Annotated in this window: 22 protein-coding genes and 1 riboswitch; of the genes, 9 read left to right on the top strand and 13 right to left on the bottom strand. The window is 70.6% G+C overall.

Going from position 1 to position 20984, the window contains the following annotated elements; translation table 11 throughout:
* Positions 1 to 155: 155 nt before the first annotated feature.
* The 7 genes from ABT116_RS12770 (at position 156) to ABT116_RS12740 (ending at position 7214) form a co-directional block, all read left to right on the top strand.
* Positions 156 to 695, top strand: coding sequence for an Lrp/AsnC family transcriptional regulator (locus ABT116_RS12770; RefSeq protein ID WP_351631663.1), 540 nt, complete (start codon positions 156 to 158; stop codon positions 693 to 695).
* 19 nt (positions 696 to 714) lie between these two features.
* Positions 715 to 2076, top strand: a complete 1362-nt coding sequence (locus ABT116_RS12765; protein WP_351631660.1) for an aspartate aminotransferase family protein — start codon at positions 715 to 717, stop codon at positions 2074 to 2076.
* A gap of 206 nt (positions 2077 to 2282) precedes the next feature.
* The gene (locus ABT116_RS12760; protein ID WP_351631657.1) at positions 2283 to 3032 is read left to right on the top strand and encodes an ABC transporter ATP-binding protein; all 750 of its coding nucleotides are present in this window, start codon (positions 2283 to 2285) and stop codon (positions 3030 to 3032) included.
* Positions 3014 to 4711: a hypothetical protein gene (locus tag ABT116_RS12755; protein WP_351631654.1), complete on the top strand. Its 1698-nt coding sequence runs from the start codon at positions 3014 to 3016 to the stop codon at positions 4709 to 4711. The genes ABT116_RS12760 and ABT116_RS12755 overlap by 19 nt, the downstream gene beginning before the upstream one ends.
* 113 nt (positions 4712 to 4824) lie before the next feature.
* Positions 4825 to 5232 (top strand): VOC family protein, encoded by a 408-nt coding sequence (locus tag ABT116_RS12750; RefSeq protein ID WP_351631651.1) that lies wholly within the window; start codon positions 4825 to 4827, stop codon positions 5230 to 5232.
* Positions 5233 to 5256: 24 nt separating this feature from the next.
* On the top strand, positions 5257 to 6378 hold the full coding sequence (locus ABT116_RS12745) for an LOG family protein (protein ID WP_351631648.1): 1122 nt from the start codon (positions 5257 to 5259) through the stop codon (positions 6376 to 6378).
* A 146-nt stretch (positions 6379 to 6524) separates the two neighbouring features.
* On the top strand, positions 6525 to 7214 hold the full coding sequence (locus tag ABT116_RS12740) for an LAETG motif-containing sortase-dependent surface protein (protein WP_351631645.1): 690 nt from the start codon (positions 6525 to 6527) through the stop codon (positions 7212 to 7214).
* Between the two features lie 61 nt (positions 7215 to 7275).
* Here ABT116_RS12740 and ABT116_RS12735 read toward each other — a convergent pair whose 3' ends face one another.
* The 6 genes from ABT116_RS12735 to ABT116_RS12710 form a co-directional block, all read right to left on the bottom strand.
* The gene (locus tag ABT116_RS12735) at positions 7276 to 8073 is read right to left on the bottom strand and encodes a maleylpyruvate isomerase family mycothiol-dependent enzyme (protein WP_351631642.1); all 798 of its coding nucleotides are present in this window, start codon (positions 8071 to 8073) and stop codon (positions 7276 to 7278) included.
* 25 nt (positions 8074 to 8098) lie between these two features.
* Positions 8099 to 9118 (bottom strand): ABC transporter ATP-binding protein, encoded by a 1020-nt coding sequence (locus ABT116_RS12730; protein ID WP_351631639.1) that lies wholly within the window; start codon positions 9116 to 9118, stop codon positions 8099 to 8101.
* Positions 9118 to 10782 carry an ABC transporter permease gene (locus tag ABT116_RS12725; protein ID WP_351631636.1) on the bottom strand — a complete coding sequence of 555 codons (1665 nt, stop codon included), beginning with the start codon at positions 10780 to 10782 and terminating at the stop codon, positions 9118 to 9120. The genes ABT116_RS12730 and ABT116_RS12725 overlap by 1 nt, the downstream gene beginning before the upstream one ends.
* On the bottom strand, positions 10758 to 11795 hold the full coding sequence (locus ABT116_RS12720) for a thiamine ABC transporter substrate-binding protein (protein ID WP_351631668.1): 1038 nt from the start codon (positions 11793 to 11795) through the stop codon (positions 10758 to 10760). Before ABT116_RS12720 ends, ABT116_RS12725 begins: the two co-directional genes overlap by 25 nt.
* Before the next feature lie 124 nt (positions 11796 to 11919).
* Positions 11920 to 12026, bottom strand: a riboswitch (TPP riboswitch).
* 24 nt (positions 12027 to 12050) lie between these two features.
* On the bottom strand, positions 12051 to 13157 hold the full coding sequence (rlmN, locus tag ABT116_RS12715) for a dual-specificity RNA methyltransferase RlmN (protein WP_351631633.1): 1107 nt from the start codon (positions 13155 to 13157) through the stop codon (positions 12051 to 12053).
* Positions 13158 to 13404: 247 nt separating this feature from the next.
* On the bottom strand, positions 13405 to 13614 hold the full coding sequence (locus tag ABT116_RS12710; protein WP_351631631.1) for a bacteriocin immunity protein: 210 nt from the start codon (positions 13612 to 13614) through the stop codon (positions 13405 to 13407).
* 144 nt (positions 13615 to 13758) lie between these two features.
* Here ABT116_RS12710 and ABT116_RS12705 point away from each other — a divergent pair, with 144 nt between their 5' ends.
* The gene (locus ABT116_RS12705; protein ID WP_351631628.1) at positions 13759 to 13947 is read left to right on the top strand and encodes a hypothetical protein; all 189 of its coding nucleotides are present in this window, start codon (positions 13759 to 13761) and stop codon (positions 13945 to 13947) included.
* On the opposite strand, the gene ABT116_RS12700 is transcribed toward ABT116_RS12705, so the two are convergent.
* The 7 genes from ABT116_RS12700 to rpsB form a co-directional block, all read right to left on the bottom strand.
* Positions 13944 to 14276, bottom strand: a complete 333-nt coding sequence (locus ABT116_RS12700; protein WP_351631625.1) for an acyl-CoA thioester hydrolase/BAAT C-terminal domain-containing protein — start codon at positions 14274 to 14276, stop codon at positions 13944 to 13946. The genes ABT116_RS12705 and ABT116_RS12700 overlap by 4 nt on opposite strands.
* 417 nt (positions 14277 to 14693) lie before the next feature.
* A complete protein-coding gene (locus ABT116_RS12695) occupies positions 14694 to 15143 on the bottom strand; it encodes an SRPBCC family protein (RefSeq protein ID WP_351631623.1) in 450 nt (149 codons plus the stop codon).
* Between the two features lie 115 nt (positions 15144 to 15258).
* Positions 15259 to 16386, bottom strand: a complete 1128-nt coding sequence (locus ABT116_RS12690; protein WP_351631620.1) for a phosphatidate cytidylyltransferase — start codon at positions 16384 to 16386, stop codon at positions 15259 to 15261.
* Entirely contained in the window at positions 16386 to 16943 is a 558-nt protein-coding gene (gene frr / locus ABT116_RS12685) for a ribosome recycling factor (RefSeq protein WP_184598490.1), read from the bottom strand. The genes ABT116_RS12690 and frr overlap by 1 nt, the downstream gene beginning before the upstream one ends.
* Positions 16944 to 17109: 166 nt before the next feature.
* Positions 17110 to 17868, bottom strand: a complete 759-nt coding sequence (pyrH, locus tag ABT116_RS12680; RefSeq protein ID WP_030852122.1) for a UMP kinase — start codon at positions 17866 to 17868, stop codon at positions 17110 to 17112.
* 184 nt (positions 17869 to 18052) lie between these two features.
* Complete coding sequence (gene tsf / locus ABT116_RS12675; RefSeq protein WP_351631616.1) at positions 18053 to 18889, bottom strand: translation elongation factor Ts; 837 nt, start codon at positions 18887 to 18889, stop codon at positions 18053 to 18055.
* A 186-nt stretch (positions 18890 to 19075) separates the two neighbouring features.
* Positions 19076 to 20011, bottom strand: coding sequence for a 30S ribosomal protein S2 (rpsB, locus tag ABT116_RS12670; RefSeq protein ID WP_351631613.1), 936 nt, complete (start codon positions 20009 to 20011; stop codon positions 19076 to 19078).
* A gap of 274 nt (positions 20012 to 20285) precedes the next feature.
* Here rpsB and ABT116_RS12665 point away from each other — a divergent pair, with 274 nt between their 5' ends.
* Positions 20286 to 20855: a M23 family metallopeptidase gene (locus ABT116_RS12665; RefSeq protein WP_351631610.1), complete on the top strand. Its 570-nt coding sequence runs from the start codon at positions 20286 to 20288 to the stop codon at positions 20853 to 20855.
* The last annotated feature ends 129 nt before the right edge of the window (positions 20856 to 20984 follow it).

The following is a 20984-nucleotide window of genomic DNA, read 5'->3' as shown; positions in this document are numbered from 1 at the left end:
TCCAGTTCGGATGTCCAGTACTTGAGACACCCACCCTAGTCGGCCGACCCACGTTTTCAACACCCCCGCTCCCTTCGATCGTGCGGAATTCGCAGGAGCAGGGGACTCAAACAACGAATTTCATCGATCCAGGCTTGCGGAAGTGTCGAGACCTCGTGCACAGTGACCTCGTGGCCAGTCGAAGCGCAGAACAGAAGGGCTCGCGGGAGTCCCGCGAGCCCTCCCGCGAGTCCAGGAACGGCAGCTCGCCCCAGCTGGACCCCGTCTCCCTCGCCATCATCGAGCAGCTCCAGGAGGACGGCCGCCGGCCGTACGCCGCCATCGGCAAGGCCGTGGGCCTGTCGGAGGCGGCCGTGCGCCAGCGCGTCCAGAAGCTGCTCGACCAGGGCGTGATGCAGATCGTCGCCGTCACGGACCCGCTCACCGTGGGCTTCCGCAGACAGGCGATGGTCGGCGTCAACGTCGAGGGCGACGTGGAGGCGGTCGCGGACGCGCTGTCGGCCATGTCCGAATGCGAGTACGTGGTGATGACCGCAGGCTCCTTCGACCTGATGGTGGAGATCGTCTGCGAGGACGACGACCACCTCCTCGACGTCATCAACAAACGCATCCGGGCCGTGCCCGGAGTGCGCTCCACCGAGAGCTTCGTCTACCTCAAGCTCAAGAAGCAGACCTACATGTGGGGAACCCGATAACCGTGAGGACCCGATAGCCGTGAGCAAGGACCTCTCCCAGTCCGCGTACGACCACCTGTGGATGCACTTCACGCGCATGTCGTCGTACGAGAAGGCCCCCGTCCCCACCATCGTCCGGGGCGAGGGCACGTACATCTACGACGACAAGGGCAAGCGCTACCTGGACGGCCTGGCCGGCCTCTTCGTGGTGCAGGCCGGGCACGGCCGGGTCGAGCTCGCCGAGACCGCCTTCAAGCAGGCGCAGGAGCTGGCGTTCTTCCCGGTGTGGTCCTACGCCCACCCCAAGGCCGTCGAGCTGGCCGAGCGCCTGGCCGGGCACGCGCCGGGCGACCTGAACAAGGTCTTCTTCACCACCGGCGGCGGTGAGGCGGTGGAGACCGCCTGGAAGCTCGCCAAGCAGTACTTCAAGCTCACCGGCAAGCCCACCAAGCACAAGGTCATCTCCCGCGCGGTCGCCTACCACGGCACCCCGCAGGGCGCCTTGTCCATCACCGGACTGCCGGCCCTGAAGGCCCCCTTCGAGCCGCTGGTCCCGGGCGCCCACAAGGTCCCGAACACCAACATCTACCGCGCCCCGATCCACGGTGACGACCCGGAGGCCTACGGCCGCTGGGCCGCCGACCAGATCGAGCAGCAGATCCTCTTCGAGGGCCCGGACACGGTCGCCGCAGTCTTCCTGGAGCCGGTGCAGAACGCGGGCGGCTGCTTCCCGCCCCCGCCCGGCTACTTCCAGCGGGTCCGCGAGATCTGCGACCAGTACGACGTGCTGCTCGTCTCGGACGAGGTCATCTGCGCCTTCGGCCGCCTGGGCACGTACTTCGCCTGCGACAAGTTCGACTACGTACCGGACATGATCACCTGCGCCAAGGGCATGACCTCGGGCTACTCCCCGATCGGCGCCTGCATCATCTCCGACCGCCTGGCCGAGCCGTTCTACAAGGGCGACAACACCTTCCTGCACGGCTACACCTTCGGCGGCCACCCGGTCTCCGCGGCCGTGGGCCTGGCCAACCTCGACCTGTTCGAGCGCGAGAACCTCAACCAGCACGTCCTGGACAACGAGGGCAACTTCCGCGCCACCCTGGAGAAGCTCCACGACCTGCCGATCGTCGGCGACGTCCGCGGCAACGGCTTCTTCTACGGCATCGAGCTGGTGAAGGACAAGCACACCAAGGAGTCCTTCGACGACGAGGAGACCGAGCGCGTCCTGTACGGCTTCCTGTCCAAGGCCCTGTACGACAACGGCCTGTACTGCCGCGCCGACGACCGCGGCGACCCGGTCGTCCAGCTCGCCCCGCCGCTGATCTCCGACCAGTCGACGTTCGACGAGATCGAGCAGATCCTGCGCGCCACCCTCACGGAGGCGTGGACGAAGCTCTGACGTCCGTCGCTCCGATCGTCTGCCTGGATGATCAACACCGGCCCCGGTGCCGCCCGTTCGAGTGAGAAACGGCGGCCCGGGGCCGCGTGCTGTCCGGCGCCGAGCCGCCTTCTGCCTAGCGTGCCCAGTGACCGATCGGCCCTGCCTTCGTTCCCCCGCACGGGGGATGGCACGGGAACTACGGATCTGAACCGAGGTGTACGCGCATGGAGGCCCCGCCGGACAACGACGTGCTATGGGCACGCGCCCTGCACTTCCAGCACGACGACGGCTCGCCCGCGCTCTGCGGCGTCTCGCTCGGCGTGCGCGAGGGCGAGATCCTCGCCCTGAGCGGCCCGCGCGGCAGTGGCAAGACGACGCTGCTGCGGTGCCTGTCCGGCCTGGTGCCCGTGCGGCGCGGCGAGGTCTGGTTCAACAGCGTGCCCGTGCACACCATGGGCCCCCTCACCCGCGAGCGGCTGCGCCGCGACCGCTTCGGCTGGATCGACCCGGCCCCCTCCCTGGTTCCGGAACTCAACGCCTGGGAGAACACCGCCCTGCCGCTGATGCTGCGCGGCACCAGCCGGCGCCGTGCCAAGAAGGCGGCCCTGGAGTGGCTGGAGCGCCTGGACATCGGCGACAGCGCCCGCAAACGGCCCCACCAGCTGGTGCAGGCCGAGCGGCAGCGGGTCTGCATCGCCCGCGCCCTGGCCCCCGCACCGTCGGTGCTGTTCGCCGACGAGCCCACGGCGCCCCTGCACCGTGCCGACCGTGCCCAGGTGCTGCGCACCCTCACCACGGCGGCCCGCTCCCACCGCATCACCGTCGTCCTGGCCACCCACGACGCGGAGACCGCGGCCCTCGCCGACCGCACGGTGTCCCTGCTCGACGGTCGCCGCGTACAGACGGTGCACCTCCCGCCGGTCGCCGAGACCAGCGAGCCGGAAGGCCGGGCCGCGTGCTCGCTCTCCGTCTGACCCGCGGCGCCCACCCGGCCGTCCAGCTGCGCCGTCTCCTGGTCGCGGCCGCCTCGGCGGGCACGGGCTTCCTGCTGCTCTGCGCCCTCGGCTACGCGCTGGGCCACCCCGGCGCCCCCGGTTCCGCCGCGCTGCGGCTGGCCTGGTGCGCGGCCCCGCTGGCCGCCACGGTGTACTTCGCGGTCGCGGTCGCCCGTACCGACCCCGGCACCAAGCCCCGCGCCGCTCTCTCGGCGATCGGCCTCGGCCCGGTGCGCATGATGGCCGTCTCGGCGACGACGACGGCCCTGTCCTGCACGCTCGGCTCGATGCTGGCCCTGCTCGTCTTCCTGCATCTGCGGGGCGACCTGACGGGCATGCCCTTCGACGGCGCAGCCGCCGAGTCCCTCGCCGCGGGCCGGCCCCTGCCGCTGCCGGCCGCCCTGACCCTGCTGGCACTCCTGCCCGTCGGCGCGTCGGTGGCGGTGGCCCTGGTCCTGCGGCCGCGCGAGGCGGGACCGACCGGCCCCAAGGCGGCCCGGACGTACGGCCGCTTCGGCGCGTACCGGCGCACCAGCACACGCGAGACGTTCGGGGCGTACGGCAGGTTCGGCCGGCAGATCGTCCGGCCCACGGACGGGCCCGCCGCCGAGCCCGCCGCGAGGAGCGGCCCCCCGGCGGCCCGGACGAGCGAGTCGGCCTCGGCGGCGGTCACGCACCCCGGCGGGACGGTGAGCGCGGTCGCGGACCCCGCCCGGCCGCAGGCGGTGCACCCGGGCGCCACGGCCCCGCCCTCACCGGAAGCCCCCGCGAGCACCGCCCCGGCGGGCCCGGTGCACCCGGCCTCACCGGAAGCCGCCGCCGTCCCGGCCGGCTCGACGCACCCGGGCACCACCTACCCGGCCGCCCGGGAACCCGCTGCCGCGAGCACCGTCCCGGCCGGCGATCCCGCCCAGTGGCTCAGCCCCCGCGCTGCGGAGCCGGACGCGGCAGGCGCCATCAGCCCCGCCGGAGCCCTGGCGAGGCACCCGGGCCCACCTGCCACGCCCCCCGGCGCCCCCGACGACTTCACCGCCCCCGACGCGGCCCTGCCGGACACCATCGCCGCCCCCTCCGGTCTCCCCTGGGGCATCACCGTGCTGGCCGCGGGCCTGGCGGTGGAGACCTACACGAGCCGTACCGCCCCCACGCCCCCCGACCTGTCCTTCTCCGGTGCCTCCCCCGGCGTGATGGCGGGCTGGGCGCTGGCCGTCGTCGGCCTGGCCCTGGCCGGTCCGGGCCTGACGCACCTGTGCGGACGGCTGCTCCAGTCGGCCCGCCCGGGCGCCCGGCGGCTCCTGGCCGGCCGCATCCTCATGGCGGAGTCCGTCCGCATCGGTCGCCCCCTGGGCGTCGTCAGCGCGGTCCTGTCCGCCGCGTGGGCCATGGCTCTGCTGCACGCCCCGGACGGACTCGCGCTCGGTCCGCTCACCACCCTCGGCGTGCTCCTCGTGACCGGCTGCACCACGGCGACGCTCCTGACGGCCGCCGTCGAGGCCCGTCAGGCCCGCGCCGGCACCACCGCCGCGCTGCTGCGTCTCGGCGCCCCCGCCACGATGCTGCGCAGCGCCGCCGCCCTGCGCGCGGGCGCCCTGCTCGCCCTGTTCGGTCCCCTCACCCTGACGGTCGCGGAACTGGCGGCGCTGCCCCTGGCGCGCTGAGGCCGCGCCCCGCCGGAAGTCGTACGAAAAAAATCTCCGTACGGCGATGAGTTCCGGACCGGCGCCCGGTCTATCCCCGCGTAACGACACGGACTTGATGGGAGAGACCTCGCATGTACCAGCAGATGATCTTCGTGAACCTGTGCACCGGCGACCTCGGCGCCTCGAAGAAGTTCTTCACGGAGCTGGGCTTCACGATCAACGAGCAGTTCAGCGACGACACGACCGCCTCGGTCGTGATCAGCGACACCATCGTGGTCATGGTGCACACCAAGGAGAAGTACCTCCAGTTCACCAAGAAGGAGATCGCGGACTCGACGAAGACCAGCGAGGTGCTGGTCGCGCTGAGCTCCGAGAGCCGCGAGAAGGTCGACGAGCTGGTCGAGAAGGCGGTCGCGGCGGGCGGTTCGGTCTCGGGCGAGACCCAGGACCACGGCTTCATGTACGGCCGCGCCTTCGACGACGTGGACGGCCACACCTTCGAGGTCGTGTGGATGGACCCGGCGGCCGTCCAGGGCTGACGGCCGCTGTGCCAGCATGGGCGCGTGCAGACGATGCCCGCCCATGCGGCCCACCACGACGACCGTGAGATAGAGAGCCTCGAGGAGTTCGACGCGACCGTCTCGGCGCGCGGCACCCTCGCCGGATACCGCGTCCAAGCGGTCGACCTGACGGACCGTACGCGCGAACTGCTCACCAACGACACGGCGGGCGCGGTCTTCCTCGGCTGCCCGATGCGCGAGGACGCGGCCGCGAAGATCCGCGGCGACGGCGCCCTGGTCTTCCCTCCTGTCCCGGGCCTGCCGTTCGACCCGTACCGCGGCCTGGTCTACTCGCCGGACGAACTCTTCACGTCGCTGGCCGACGGCTACGAGGCCACGCCCGACGCCCTCGCCTACACCTGGTTCCAGCGCACGAAGGCGGACCGCGACATCCACGCGTCCATGCTGCGCTCGATCCACGACGACTCCGTCTCGGACGCGCTCGACGAACTCCTGTCCGGAGCCCGGGTCGTGGGCGTCATGGGCGGTCACGCGATGGCCCGCGGCACCGAGGAGTACGCGGGCGCCGCACGGCTCGGCCGGGAGCTGGCCCGGGCCGGCTTCACGATCGCGACCGGCGGCGGCCCGGGCGCCATGGAGGCGGCGAACCTCGGCGCCTACGCCGCCCCCTTCGACGACACGATGCTCACCGAGTCCCTGGAACTCCTCGGCAAGGCACCGCACTTCACCCCGTCGATCACCCAGTGGGCCGCGGCCGCCTTCGAGATCCGCACCCGCTGGCCCCAGGGCGGCCGTTCGGTCGGCATCCCGACCTGGTTCTACGGCCACGAGCCGCCGAACGCCTTCGCCTCCCACATCGCCAAGTACTTCGCCAACGCCACCCGTGAGGACGGCCTGCTGGCCCGGTCGAACGCGGGTGTGGTGTTCCTGCCGGGCGCCGCCGGAACCGTGCAGGAGATCTTCGACAACGCGACGCCCAACTACTACGAGTCGCGCGGCGAACCGACGCCGATGGTGCTGGTCAACCGCGTGCACTGGACGGAGAAGCTGCCCGCGTGGCCGCTGCTCCGGTCGCTGGCGGCAGGGCGCTCGATGGAGGCGCGGATCGCGCTGGTGGAGCGGATCGAGGAGGCGCCCGAGGCGTTGAAACGTCTCGGCGGTTAATAAGAAGGCAAAGCAAGTGCTTGCAGGCTGCATATGCGTTGACACTACTTATGCGGCGCTTATAGACCTGTGAGTCTCACGGTAGTGCTGACGCCCAGTCAACACTGCCCCAGCCCCCCGCATTAGCAATCCTGTAAAGGACAAACGTGGCAGTTCTGTCCGTATCCCGCCGCGCACGCGCCGTGCGCATCCTCGGTGTCGTCTCCGCCTCGGCCGCGCTCGCGCTCGGCACCGCCGGCAACGCGCTCGCCTGCGACATCAGCGAGTTCTCCGCCGAGGCGAAGTGCGATGGCGACAAGGGCGTCATCACCGTCACCGACGTGGACCCGGCCGGCATCCCGGCGACGGTCACCGTGTACCTGCAGAACAACGGCGCCGACGCCAAGAAGGTCGGCGAGCAGGTCGTCAAGGGCTCACGTGAAGGCACCACCATCACCTTCGCCGACGACTGGAAGCCGAACGCCGAGTACCGCATCCACGTCAAGGCCTCCTCGTACGTCGACGCGGACATCAAGCCGAACCTCGTCACCCCGGCCACGGCCTGCAAGAAGGAGGAGGAGCCCCCGGCTTCGACTCCCCCGGCGACTCCGACCCCGTCGGCGTCCCCGTCGAAGCCGGCCGAGGAGAGCGAGAGCCCGGCTCCGGAGCCGTCGGAGAGCCAGAGCAGCTCGCCGGCGGGCAACGCGCCCGCCCCGGCCGGTGACTCCAACCTCGCCGAGACCGGTGCCGACTCCAACACCGGCCTCATCGCCGGCATCGCGGCGGCCCTGGTCGTCGTCGGTGGCGGTGCGGTGTTCTTCGGCATGCGCCGCCGCGGAGCGAGCAGCGACAGCTGACACCCGCGCAGACCGTGACGTGGCCCGTCCCCCGACCCGGGGGGGCGGGCCACGTCCCGTCTCACCCGAACGTCGCCCGCTCCAGCCAGAACTCCAGCAGCTCCCGCTCGCCCAGCACCTCCACCTCCGGCGCATCCAGCGGAAGTCGGCGGTAGAACGCCAGCAGGACGGAGGTGAGCGGCCCGCGCAGGGCCACGTCCGCCTTCCGGTGACCCCGACGCCAGGCGACGCCGTCCTCCGTGAGTTCCACGAGCCACTCGGCGTTCAGCTCCGGCCCCGTGTCGGTGGCGTGGAGGTGGATGCCGCGGCCGGCGCCCCGCAAGTCCCTCACCGCGTCGTGCGGCACCGTCCGCTGCACGTACGCCACGATCTGCAGCCACTCGTCGATCGCGTCGGCGGCCACCTCGGGCGCGACCTCGTAGGGCAGCCCGACGGCCAGCGTGGCGTCCGCGCGGTGCACGGTGATCTCGTGTGTCACCCGACGGGCCCAGAACCCGGCGTCGCGGATCCCTGCCCAGCCCCACACCTCCGTATCGGGGCCCGCCTCCCGCAGCGTGGCGACGACCTGCTTCCCCGCCTCCGCCAGCCAGGCGTCCAGCACGAGGGCATCCCCCCGCGCCTCGGGCCCGGCCGCACCCGGCACCCGCTCCTCCGGCACCTCCTCCTCGGCCCGGGTGCGCACCATGAGCTCCACCCAGCGCAGAGCGCCTCCCATGTGCCGTACGAGGTCCTCCAGCGACCACTCCGGGCAGGTCGGCACCGTGGCGGACAGGTCGGCACCGGAGGTGACCACGGACCTCAACAAACTTACCTGATCGGCGATTTCGTCGCAGTAGCGGTCGTGCGTGAGTGGCGTCATGCCTCGCACCCTAGGGCGGGGGCGATCAGTCGAGCACCACGATTTCGGCCGCGTCCAACTCCACGCCCACCTCGTCCCCCACCCCAGGCGCCGCCCGCAGCGCGCACGCCGCCTCCAGGCGCGGGGCGTCCCGGGGCTGGAGGTGGAGGGCGACATGGGTGCCCTTGAAGGTGCGTGCGGTCACCGTGCAGCGCAGGCCCGTGTCGGCGGGTACCAGGCGCACCCCGGCGGGCCGCACCAGCAGGGTGCGGATGCCCTGCGGGGCGCGCTCCGGCACCGGCACCTTGCCCCAGGGCGTGTCCGCGGCCTCCGCCCCGACCGTGGCCTCGACCACGTTCTCGAACCCGAGGAAGCGGGCGACGAACGCGTCGGCGGGATGCTGCCACACCTCAAGAGGAGTACCGGACTGGGCGATCCGCCCGTCCCGCATCACCACGACCCGGTCGGCCAGCGCGAAGGCCTCCCCCTGGTCGTGCGTCACGGCGAGCACGGTCGTCCCCAACCGGCCGAACAGTTGCTTCAGTTCGACGACCAGCCGTTCCCGCAGCGACCGGTCGAGCTGTCCCAGCGGCTCGTCCAGCATCAGCAGCCGGGGGTTCGGCGCGAGAGCCCGGGCCAGCGCCACCCGCTGCTGCTCGCCGCCGGACAGCCCGGCGACGGCCCGGCGGCCCGCGCCCGGCAGCCCCACGAGGTCCAGCAACTCCTTTACTCGTTCGGCCTGTTGCCGCTTCGGCTCGCCGTGCATCCGCAGCCCGAACGCCACGTTGCCGGCCACGTCCCGCTGCGGGAACAGCTGGTGGTCCTGGAACATCAACCCGACCCCTCGCCGGTGCGCGGGCACGCCCGCGTGGTCACGGCCGTCGAGCACCACCCGCCCGGAGTCGAGGGGTTGCAGCCCGGCCACCGCCCGCAGCAGGGTCGACTTGCCGCTGCCGCTGGGCCCGAGCACGCACACGATCTCGTGCTCGGCGACCTCCAGATCGACGGCGTCCAGCACGGCACGCCCGCCGAAGCGGACCGTCGCGCCCTGCAGGGCAAGCAGCATCAGAACTCCCCCGTCCGGTCCGTGCGGAGCCTCTCCAGCACCAGCAGGGCCACCGCGCACACCACCATCAGAATCGTCGAAAGGGCCATCGCCTGGCCGTAGTTGAGGTCGCCGGGCCGCCCGAGCAGCCGGGCCACCGCCACCGGCAGGGTCGGCCGGTCGGGCCGGGCGATGAACACCGTCGCGCCGAACTCCCCGAGGGACACGGCGAAGGCGAACCCGGCCGCGATCAGCAGCGCCCGCCGCACCATCGGCAGGTCCACCTCCCGCCACACCCGCCAGGGCGAGGCACCGAGCACCGAGGCCGCCTCCCGCAGACGCACGTCCACCGCCCGCAGCACGGGCAGCATCGTCCGCACCACGAAGGGCACCCCGACCAGGGCCTGTGCGAGCGGCACCAGGATCCAGGAGGACCTGAGATCCAGCGGCGGCTCGTCGAGGGAGATCAGGAACCCGAAGCCGACGGTCACCGCGGACACCCCGAGCGGCAGCATCAGCAGAGCGTCGAAGCCGCGCACGAACCGCCCGGCGTCCCGGCGGGTGAGCGCGACCGCGGCGAGGCCGCCGATCACCACCGCGATGAGCGTGGCGGCGACGGCGTACGACAGGGAGTTGCCGATCGCCTCGATCGGCGGGACCAGGAACACTCCCCCGTCCTCGCGGGTCAGCGCCCGGTAGTAGCCGAAGCCCGGCGCGCCCAGGGACCGCTGCACGAGCACCGCGAGCGGCAGCACGAGCAGGACGGCGACGGTGACGAGCACCCCGCCGAGCAGCGCCCACTGCCCGGCGCCACGCGGCCGGCGCGCGGTCACGGAGGCGTCCACCAGCCGTAGCGCGGTCTCCCGCCGCCGCACGGTCCAGGCGTGCAGGGCGAGGATCGCGCCCACGGCGACGAACTGGATGAGGGTCAGCACGGCCGCCGTGGACAGGTCGAAGATCTCCGAGGTCTGCCGGTAGATCTCCACCTCCAGGGTGGAGAAGGTGGGCCCGCCGAGGATCTGCACGACACCGAAGGAGGTGAAGGTGAACAGGAAGACCATCAGCGCGGCGGCGGCCACGGCCGGGGCGAGCGCGGGCAGCGTGACCTGCCGCCAGGCCTTCATCGGCGACGCCCCGAGCATGCGCGCGGCCTCTTCCTGCCGCGGGTCGAGCTGCGCCCAGAGCCCGCCGACCGTCCTGACGACGACCGCGTAGTTGAAGAAGACGTGCGCGAGCAGGATCGCCCATACGGTGGTGTCCAGCCGTACGCCCCACAGCTCGTCGAGCAGCCCGCCCCGCCCGACGAGCGCCAGGAACGCCGTACCGACGACGACCGTCGGCAGCACGAACGGAACGGTCACGACCGCCCGCAGGACCTGCTTGCCGGGGAAGTCGAAGCGGGCGAAGACGTACGCGCCGGGGAGTGCGACGAGCAGCGTGAGCGCGGTGGAGACCACCGCCTGCCAGGTGGTGAACCACAGCACGTGCCGGACGTCGGACTGCGCCAGCACCTCCCCGAGCCGTGCGAGGTGCCAGGCCCCGTCGGTCTTGAGGCCGCGCGCGACGATCGCCGCGACGGGGTAGGCGAAGAAGACCGCGAAGAACGCGACGGGCACGGCCAGCAGACCGAGCCGCGCCGCCGCGCCCCGCCTGCGCGCGGTTACTTCAGTACGAGTGAGGTCCACGACTTGACCCACTGGTCACGGTGGTCGGCGATCTGCGCCGGGGCCATGGTCTCGGGGTCCTTCGCCTGCGGTCCGTACTTGACGAACTCCGGCGGCACCTGGGCGCCCTCGGTCACCGGGTACACGAACATGTTGAGCGGCATGTCCTCCTGGAACCTCTGGCTGATGAGGAAGTCGAGGAGGGCCTTGCCACCCTTGGTGTTCTTGGCGTTGCTGAGCAGCCCCGCGTACTCGACCTGCCGGAAGCAGGTGCCCTCGACGACACCGGTCGGCGCCGTGCTCGGCTTGGGGTCGGCGAAGACGACCTCGGCGGGCGGCGAGGAGGCGTACGACACGACGAGCGGCCGGTCGCCCTTGGCCTTCTTGCCGCCGGCCGACCCGGAGAACTCCTCGTTGTAGGCCTGCTCCCAGCCGTCGACGACCTTCACGCCGTTGGCCTTGAGCTTCATCCAGTAGCCCTTCCACCCGTCGTCGCCGTACTTCGCGGCCGTGCCGAGCAGGAAGCCGAGGCCGGGCGAGGACGAGGAGGCGTTCTCGGTGACGAGCAGGTCCTTGTACGCGGGCTTGACCAGGTCGTGGAAACTCCGCGGCGGCGCCAGCTTGTGATCGGCGAAGTACTTCTTGTCGTAGTTGACGCAGATGTCGCCGGTGTCGATGGGCGTGACCCGGTGCTTGTCCCGGTCGACGCGGTACTCGGCCTTGATCCGCTCGGACCCCTTCGCCTCGTACGACTGGAAGAGGCCGTTGTCGAGGGCGCGGGACAGCAGGGTGTTGTCGACGCCGAAGAAGACGTCGCCCTGCGGGTTGCCCTTGGTGAGGATGGCCTTGTTCACGGCCTGCCCGGCGTCGCCGTCCTTCAGGACGTTCACCTTGTAGCCGGACTGCTTCTCGAAGGCCGCGATGACGTCCTTGGACGCGGCCCACGAGTCGTGACTGACGAGCGTCACGGTCTTGGAGTCGCCGGACCCCTGGCCGCCGTCGGACGACCCGCACGCGGCCAGTGCGCCGGCCATGCCGAGCCCGACGACCGCCGCCGTCAGCCGCTTGATGTTGTTACTCACTGGATTCCTCCTGGAGTGACCAGGAGAAGACGCGGCCCCGCCCGGGACTTCCGGGGTCCCGGGCAGGGCGCAACAGCTCGAGTGGTGACCGATCTCCCTACCCAGAATGACCTGGGCCAGGTTCGGAGGGTCTGCGGCCGTGTGCCGCACTCTCAGCGCTGTGGCGCTCCCCTGTCGGAATATGCAGATGTTCTTACGGCGGTCAGACTACCGTTCGGTGGCCGCGAGCTGACCACACGCCCCGTCGATCTCCTGACCACGGGTGTCCCGGATCGTCACCGGCACACCATGGGCGGCGATGGCCTCCACGAAGGCCTTCTCGTCCTCGGGCCGCGAGGCGGTCCACTTCGACCCCGGCGTCGGGTTCAGCGGGATGAGATTGACATGCACGGGCTTGCCCTTGAGCAGCCGCCCGAGCCGGTCACCGCGCCAGGCCTGGTCGTTGATGTCCCGGATCAGCGCGTACTCGATGGACAGCCGGCGCCCGGACTTGGCGCTGTACTCGAAACCGGCGTCCAGCACCTCGCGGACCTTCCAGCGCGTGTTCACGGGTACGAGGGTGTCGCGCAGCTCGTCGTCGGGCGCGTGCAACGAGATGGCCAGGCGGCACTTGAAGCCCTCGTCGGCGAACCGGTGGATGGCGGGGACGAGGCCGACGGTGGAGACGGTGATGCCGCGCTGGGACAGGCCGAGGCCATCGGGCTCGGGGTCGGTGAGCCGCCGGATGGATCCGATGACCCGGTTGTAGTTGGCGAGCGGCTCGCCCATGCCCATGAAGACGATGTTGCTGAGCCGAGCCGGGCCGCCGGGGACCTCCCCGTCCCGCAGCGCCCGCATCCCGTCCACGATCTGATGGACGATCTCGGCGGTGGACAGATTCCGGTCGAGACCCGCCTGCCCGGTCGCGCAGAACGGGCAGTTCATCCCGCACCCGGCCTGGGAGCTGATGCACATGGTCACCCGGTCCGGATAGCGCATCAGCACGGACTCGACGAGCGTCCCGTCGAACAGCCGCCACAGTGTCTTGCGAGTGGTGCCCTGGTCGGTCGACAGATGCCGAACGACGGTCATCAGCTCGGGCAGCAGGGCTTCCTGCAGCCGCCCCCGGGCACCGGCCGGGATGTCGGTCCACTGCTCCGGATCATGCGCGTACCGCGCGAAGTAGTGCTGCGAGAGCTGCTTGGCACGAAACGGCTTCTCCCCGACCGCGACAACGGCCTCCTTGCGCTCGGCAGGAGTGAGATCGGCAAGATGCCGCGGCGGCTTCTTGGCTCCGCGGGGGGCGACGAAAGTGAGTTCTCCGGGCTTCGGCATAACCCTCCTAGTGTCGCAGATCCATTTGGGTGACCCGCAGCTGTCGTCAGTAGTCGTCACCGGTCGCCGCCGAGCGCCCTCGGACGGCCCAGAGACGACCCAGGTTCGATCACGCGTCGGCTCCCTGCCACTCGTCCAGCCGGACCCTGACCTGGTGGCTGCGGTCGTCGTGCCAGTAGACCTCACCTCTGACCAAGGTCCCGAGGGACGGAAGCTCCATCCCCAGCGGCATGCGCGTGATATGCGGTTACAGGGCGAACGGCTCGTAGGACATGGCTCGGTCGACGACCTTCTCCGCCGTCAAGTGCGGGTCGTTGTCCCAGAAGACGTAGTCGCTGATGTGTGGGCAGCCAAGCCCACGCACGAGTCCCGTGAGGATGTCGTCGGCTTCGGCCTCATCGGCGTAGTCGGCGTTCATGAGCCGCTGGACGAGGTGGATCGCTTCAGCTCGATTCATGCTGCGGGGAGTGGTCACGCTGCCTCGGTGCCGGGTGTGTGGCCGCGCTCCGAGGACTTTCCCAGTCTTATCGAAGAGGGGCCTGCTGGAATGACGCCCGCCTGTAAGGATTGAGCGGATCATCCTACTAAACGAGGGGCGAGCATGCTCGTGCTCATACTGTCAGTCGTCGTTTCGCTCATCATCGGCGGCTGCGTCTGCGTCTACTGGGCGGCCCGGGGCGACGCCCCCCGCTGGGCACGTGGGGTGGCCAAGGCGACGCTGCTCGGCAGCGAACTGGCCCGCAGCGCGAGCCGAAAGTCCCACACCCAGCAAGGCGGCGGGGACGACTAGGGTCTGTCCGGGAAACTGAGCCCCGCGGTTCTCGTATCCGGTCGGCTGAGGCCGTCGCCGCCGAGCAGGTCGAGGATGTGGGGCCACGCAGCCTCGCCCAGGAGTGCGTCGGCCTGGGCGGTGCCCCCGTACGCGAAACGCGTGGACCCCGGCGCAAGGCTTTCGCCGGGAAGGCGTGGCCGGTGGCCGGCGTCGGCGCGGGCGATCAGCCGCACTGTCCGCCCGGCCGAGCGCCGACGCCGAGCCAGCTCTTCAGCGAAGGGAAGCGACGGCCACATCGCGTCGTCGCCGCCTGCGACGAGGAGCAGATCGGCTCTGGCCGCCTCCACGGGGATCTCCGTGTGTGGCAGCGAATGAGCGAAGGCCCGCTCGCTCTGTCGTACCAACCGCGGATCGCCAGAGGGCCGCTGTCCTGTTCCGCGGGGGCCCAGGAATCGTCCAGGGCCTCCGAACCATCGGATCGCCAAGGCTGTGAAGCCCCTGCCGGGCAAGGATGCACGCGCCCTCGCGCTCGACGCGAGGACCAGAACACCGACATCACCGCCACGGACGGGAGCGGCCAGTACGCCCTCCCAAGGGCCGGACGGCTCGCGCTCGGTGATGTCCACGCGCTCCCCCCCGTGTTCAAGTGGGCCTTCCTGGGGGTGTGGGCGCACTGCGGCGTGTTCGTCCTGTTCAAGCTGCGGCCGAACGGCTGGAAGTTCCCCCGGCGGCGCTGAGCCCAGCCGCCGGAGGAAGGATCGCCCCTACTCGCCCCTGTGCTCCAGCCGGTCCTTGAGCAGCTGCTCGTTGCGCGGGAGTTCCTTGCGGACCTGGGGGCGTACGACGAGCGGGACCAGGACCTTGCCCATGCCGTGGCCCTCGAAGTCGATGTCGATCGTGACGTGTGAGCGGCGGCCCTCGTCGTAGGGCTCGACCTCGCCGTGCACCTGCGCCCGGACAGGGCCGTCGACACCGCGCATGCCCCAGCTGTGCGGCGGGTCGTACTCGGTGACCTCCATGGTCATCGGCATGACGCGACGGCCGATGTGCCGGTGCACCCGGACCTTGGTGCCGACGCCGACGGGCCCCTCGTCGACACGCTCCGCGGAGACGGCGCTCAGCTGCCATTCGGGCATGCGCCCGGTGTCCATGACGTAGTCGTAGACCTCCTCGGGACGGCGGTCCACATCGATGCTCTCTCGGATGATGGCCATGGTGGCCCCCTTCGGGAGGTACATCTGAATCGTCCCACTTCAGGCCCCGGACTTCTCCCCGAGACGGCAACGAGCCCCCGCCCGGAAGGGCGGGGGCTCGCTGACAGAAGTCGCCTCAGCCGGACCCGACGAACAGCACGAGCAGCAGCCACACCACCGGAGCCGTGGGCAGCAGCGAGTCGAGCCGGTCCATGATGCCGCCGTGCCCCGGCAGCAGCGTGCCCATGTCCTTGATGCCGAGGTCCCGCTTGATCATGGACTCGCCGAGGTCGCCCAGCGTGGCGGTGACCGCGACCGCGAGGCCCAGCACCAGACCCTGCCACCAGGCACCGTCGTCGATGAGGAACTGCATGCACAGCGCCCCCGCGACCATGGCGAAGGAGACCGCGCCGAGCAGCCCCTCCCGGGTCTTGCCGGGGCTGATGCGCGGGGCGAGCTTGTGCCGGCCGAACCGCCAGCCGACGGCGTACGCCCCGGTGTCGCTGACGACCGTCAGCAGCAGGAAGGTGAGCACCCGCTGCGGCCCGTCGTCCGCGGTCAGCATCATCGCGACGAAGGTCGCCAGGAACGGCACGTAGAACGCAGCGAAGACACCCGCCGTGACGTCTCTCAGGTAGCCCTCGGGCGGTTCGGTCATGCGCCAGACCAGGACGGCCAGTGCCGTGAGCGCCATCGCCACCCACGCGCCCTCGGCGCCCCGGACGTACCCGGCGACGATCATCGCGGCACCACCGAGCGCGAGCGGCACGAGCGGCGCCCGGATGCCCTTGCGTTCCTCCAGCCGCTTGGTCAGCTCCCACAGGCCCACCACCACGGCCACCGCGACGACACCGACGAACACGGCCTTGACGACGAACAGCGAGGCGACGATCACCACACCGAGCCCGACGCCGACCCCTATCGCGGCACTCAGGTCGCGACCCGCGCTCTTCTTCGGCGGCTTGGGCGCCGGCTGCGAGGCGTCGGGCATGGGCTCCGGATTCGTGTCGTTTCGGACCGGGTGACCGCTCAGCCGAGCAGCCCCCCGGTCGTCATCCTGGTTTCCGCCGAAGTCGGTCACGTCGGGCACGATGGGCATGGGGCGAGTCTGAGGCGCTTCATACGCATCGTATGCGGGACCCGCCGGAGCGGCCCCTTGGACGTGCCCCTGGCCCGGGCCCTGGACGTGCCCGTGACCATGCGCTTGGTCGGTGGGCCCCCAGTACCCGGCCTGTGGCGGCGCCCCCCAGGAAGAGTCGTTCATCAGACCTCGAGCAGCTCCGCTTCCTTGTGCTTCAGGAGCTCGTCCACCTGCGCGACGTACTTCGCGGTGGTGTCGTCGAGCTCCTTCTCCGCACGGCGGCCCTCGTCCTCGCCGACCTCGCCGTCCTTGATCAGCTTGTCGATGGCTTCCTTCGCCTTGCGGCGCACGGAGCGGATCGAGATCTTCGCGTCCTCGCCCTTGCTCTTGGCGACCTTGATGTACTCGCGGCGGCGCTCCTCGGTGAGCTCGGGGAACACCACACGGATGATGTTGCCGTCGTTGCTCGGGTTGACGCCCAGGTCGGAGTCGCGGATCGCCTGCTCGATGTTGCGCAGGGCCGTCTTGTCGAACGGGGTCACTACCGCCATACGCGGCTCCGGCACGGAGAACGAGGCCAGCTGGTTGATCGGCGTCGGCGCGCCGTAGTAGTCGGCCACGATCTTGTTGAACATCGCCGGGTGCGCACGGCCGGTGCGGATCGCGGCGAAGTCCTCCTTGGCGACCACGACGGCCTTCTCCATCTTCTCCTCGGCCTCGAGGAGGGTCTCTTCGATCACCACTTGCTCCTGCGTGTCTTGAGTAGGCCCGGCTGCGGTTCCATGTGGGGCGGCGGCCGGCTGCGTCGCGTCTTCTTCCTGCACGGTTCCCGACCGGCGGGACATTGTCCATCCCCCGGCCCGGCTCCGTCCCGTCCGTCCCCCGGACGGGGTTGTACCCGGGGTGTCAGTCCCGGCTGCCGGGGTCCCCCACCAGCGTGCCGATCTTCTCACCCTTGACGGCGCGTCCGATGTTGCCCTCCGCCAGCAGCTCGAAGACCACGATCGGGAGCTTGTTGTCGCGGCACAGCGTCACGGCCGTGGCGTCGGCGACCTTCAGATCGCGCGTGATGACCTCGCCGTAGCCGAGATGATCGAACTTCACCGCGTCCGGGTTGGTCTTGGGGTCGGAGTCGTAGACCCCGTCCACGCCGTTCTTGCCCATGAGCAGCGCCTCGGCGTCGATCTCCAGGGCGCGCTGGGCGGCGGTGGTGTCGGTGGAGAAGTACGGCATGCCCATCCCGGCGCCGAAGATGACCACACGGCCCTTCTCCAGGTGCCGTACGGCGCGCAGCGGGATGTACGGCTCGGCGACCTGGCCCATGGTGATGGCGGTCTGCACCCGGCAGTCGACGCCCACCTTCTCCAGGAAGTCCTGGAGGGCGAGGCAGTTCATGACGGTGCCGAGCATGCCCATGTAGTCGGAGCGGGCCCGGTCCATGCCGCGCTGCTGGAGTTCGGCGCCGCGGAAGAAGTTGCCGCCGCCGATGACGATCGCGATCTCCGCGCCGTCGCGTACGACGGCGGCGATCTCGCGGGCGATCTTGTGCACCACGTCGGGGTCGACGCCCAGGCCGCCGCCACCGGAGAAGGCCTCTCCGGACAGCTTCAGCAGAAACCGGCCGCGCACTTTGCCGTCGTCGCTCTTCTGGGCCTTGGTGGTCATGGGGGATCCCGCCTCTTTCACGTGTTGCACATACCAAGAAGGCCATTGCCGGTGGGGCGTGTTTCGCATCCCATACGGCAATGGCCTCCTCGTCAGATCTGCTGTCGTCCGCCACTGGTGTGACGGCGTACGCGGACGACTGCTGTCGACCCTATAGGGGTCGGGCGTCGAGCGCGGTACGGACTCAGATGCCGACCTTGATGCGCGAGAAGCGCTTCAGGGTGACACCGGCCTCGTCCAGGACCTTCTGGACGGACTTCTTGTTGTCCAGCGCGTACGGCTGGCCGAGCAGCGTGGCGTCCTTGAAGAAGCCGTTGAGGCGACCCTCGACGATCTTCGGCAGGGCGGCCTCGGGCTTGCCCTCGGCGCGGGTGGTCTCCTCGGCGACGCGGCGCTCGGACTCGACGACCTCGGCCGGCACGTCCTCCTTGGAGAGGTACTTCGGCGCGAAGGCGGCGATGTGCTGGGCGACGCCCTTGGCGATCTCCGCGTTCGGCTTGTCCAGCTCGACGAGGACACCGATCTGCGGGGGCAGGTCGGGCATCGTGCGGTGCATGTACGCCGTCACGAAGCCGTCGGAGTACTGCGCGAAGCGGTCCAGGACGATCTTCTCGCCCAGGTTGGCGTTGGCCTCGTCCACGAACGCCTGGACGGTCTTGCCGGCCTCGATCTCGGAGGCGAGCAGGGCCTCCAGGTCGGCCGGGGAGGTCTTGGCGACGTGCTCGGCGATGGTCTTGGCCACGGCCTGGAACTTGTCACCCTTGGCGACGAAGTCCGTCTCGCACTTCAGCTCGACGAGGACGCCGGAGGAGTTGTCGTCGGCGATGATCGAGACCACGGCGCCGTTCTCGGCGGAGCGGCCCTCGCGCTTGGCGACGCCCTTCTGGCCCTTGATGCGGAGCGCCTCGACGGCCTTCTCGACGTTGCCCTCGGCCTCGTCCAGCGCCTTCTTGCAGTCCATCATGCCGGCGCCCGTGAGCTCACGGAGCTTCTTGACGTCGGCGGCGGTGTAGTTCGCCATGAGTCTGTGAATCTCTCTCGAAGTCTGGAAGATCGAAGATCTGCGGAATCTGCGGTTGCGCCCCCATGGAGCCGGAGGGCGCTGTCCTTCCGCTGACCTACGGGTGAACGGCGGGAGCGGACTTCACCGCGCCGAGGGCGCTGGTGGATGCAGTACCGCTCCCGCCGTCACCACGGGACTGACGGGTCAGGCCTGCTCGGCCTCGGCCGGCTTGTCGCCCTCGGCCGGCTTCTCGGCCTCGGCGGCGGGGGCCTCGGCGGCCGGAGCAGCCTCAGCCTCGGCGGCCGGAGCAGCCTCAGCCTCGGCGGCCGGGGCGGCCTCAGCGGCGGGGGCGGCCTCGTCGGCCTTCTTCTCGCCCTCGAGCAGGTCGCGCTCCCACTCGGCCAGCGGCTCGCCCGCGGCCTTCTCGCCCTTGCCCTCGGTGGCGACACCGCTGCGGGCGATGAGGCCCTCGGCGACGGCGTCGGCGATGACGCGGGTGAGCAGGGTGACGGAGCGGATCGCGTCGTCGTTGCCCGGGATCTTGTAGTCGACCTCGTCGGGGTCGCAGTTGGTGTCGAGGATCGCGACGACCGGGATGTTCAGCTTCCGGGCCTCACCAACGGCGATGTGCTCCTTCTTGGTGTCCACGATCCAGACGGCGCTGGGCACCTTCTGCATCTCGCGGATACCGCCGAGGGTCTTCTCCAGCTTGGCCTTCTCGCGCGAGAGCACGAGAAGCTCCTTCTTGGTCAGACCGGACGCGGCGACGTCCTCGAAGTCGATCTGCTCGAGCTCCTTGAGGCGCTGCAGACGCTTGTAGACGGTCGAGAAGTTGGTGAGCATGCCGCCCAGCCAGCGCTGGTTGACGTAGGGCATGCCGACGCGGGTGGCCTGCTCGGCGATGGCCTCCTGCGCCTGCTTCTTCGTGCCGACGAACATGACCGTGCCGCCGTGGGCGACGGTCTCCTTGACGAACTCGTAGGCGCGGTCGATGTACGACAGCGACTGGAGCAGGTCGATGATGTAGATGCCGTTGCGCTCCGTGAAGATGAAGCGCTTCATCTTCGGGTTCCAACGACGGGTCTGGTGACCGAAGTGGACGCCGCTCTCCAGCAGCTCCCGCATCGTGACGACGGCCATGGCCGTATCTCCTTGATTTTCTCGGTTGTGCCGCGGATGCCGGACGGCTTCCGCGCCTGACGCCCACTGCGCGCCGTTCCACGAGGGACCGAGGGGCGCTGATACGGGCCCGTTGCCGGGGTTCGTATCGGGGCGTGCGAAGTCGACCCGATGACTCGGGTCGCCACCAGAAGTGTACGGGACCCGCGGGGTGCCAGGTGACGCCGTTGTCCACAACCGGCGGGTGATCCACAGCCGAGAGCTGCGAGGGGTGGGCCTCCGGGACGCTTTGCCCATGCGAGTGAACCGATGTGTCCGCGTGTGTACGCGTCTGATCCTGCTGCTGTTCCTCACGGCGTGGGCCTTGCTGGCCCCACCGCCGCGGCTGCTCGCGGCGGCCACTCCCCTCGGGGACCCTGCCGTGCCGGCGGTCGGCCGCGCGTGGCCCGTGGGCCTGCGCCCTCCGGTCCTGCGCGGGTGGGAACCCCCGGCGACGGTCTACAGCCGCGGCCACCGGGGCGTGGACCTGGCGGCGGCACCGGGAACGCCGGTACGGGCCGTGGCGGCGGGCCGAGTCTCCTTCGCGGGCAGGGTGGCCGGAAAGGGAGTGGTCTCGGTGGAGCTGACGGGCACCGGCGACCCGCCTCTGCGCACGACCTACGAACCGGTGACGGCGTCGGTGGAGGAGGGCGATGAGATGGAACCGGGCGAGGTGATCGGCACGGTGGACGCGACCGGCTCGCATTGCACCGCTCCGTGTGTGCACTGGGGCCTGCGTCGCGGGGAGACATACCTGAACCCGCTGTCGCTCCTGCCGCCGTGGTTGCTCAGCCGGGGCCCGTCCAGGCTGCTGCCGGTGTACTGACCCGGCTGCGGGCAGTCGTGCCGCCGGGGCGATGCAGGTCCCCGTGCTCGAGCGGAGCCGAGAGCTCGGGGGAGGGCGGGCGCGGGGCACCCCGCTCCGCCGGGCTGCGGACCCACCCGCCCCGCGCGC

The organism is Streptomyces sp. NPDC002130 (assembly GCF_040296465.1).
Taxonomy (GTDB): Bacteria; Actinomycetota; Actinomycetes; order Streptomycetales; family Streptomycetaceae; genus Streptomyces.
The sequence above is the reverse complement of the archived record's forward strand: the minus strand, read 5'-3'. Positions and strand labels throughout refer to the sequence as shown.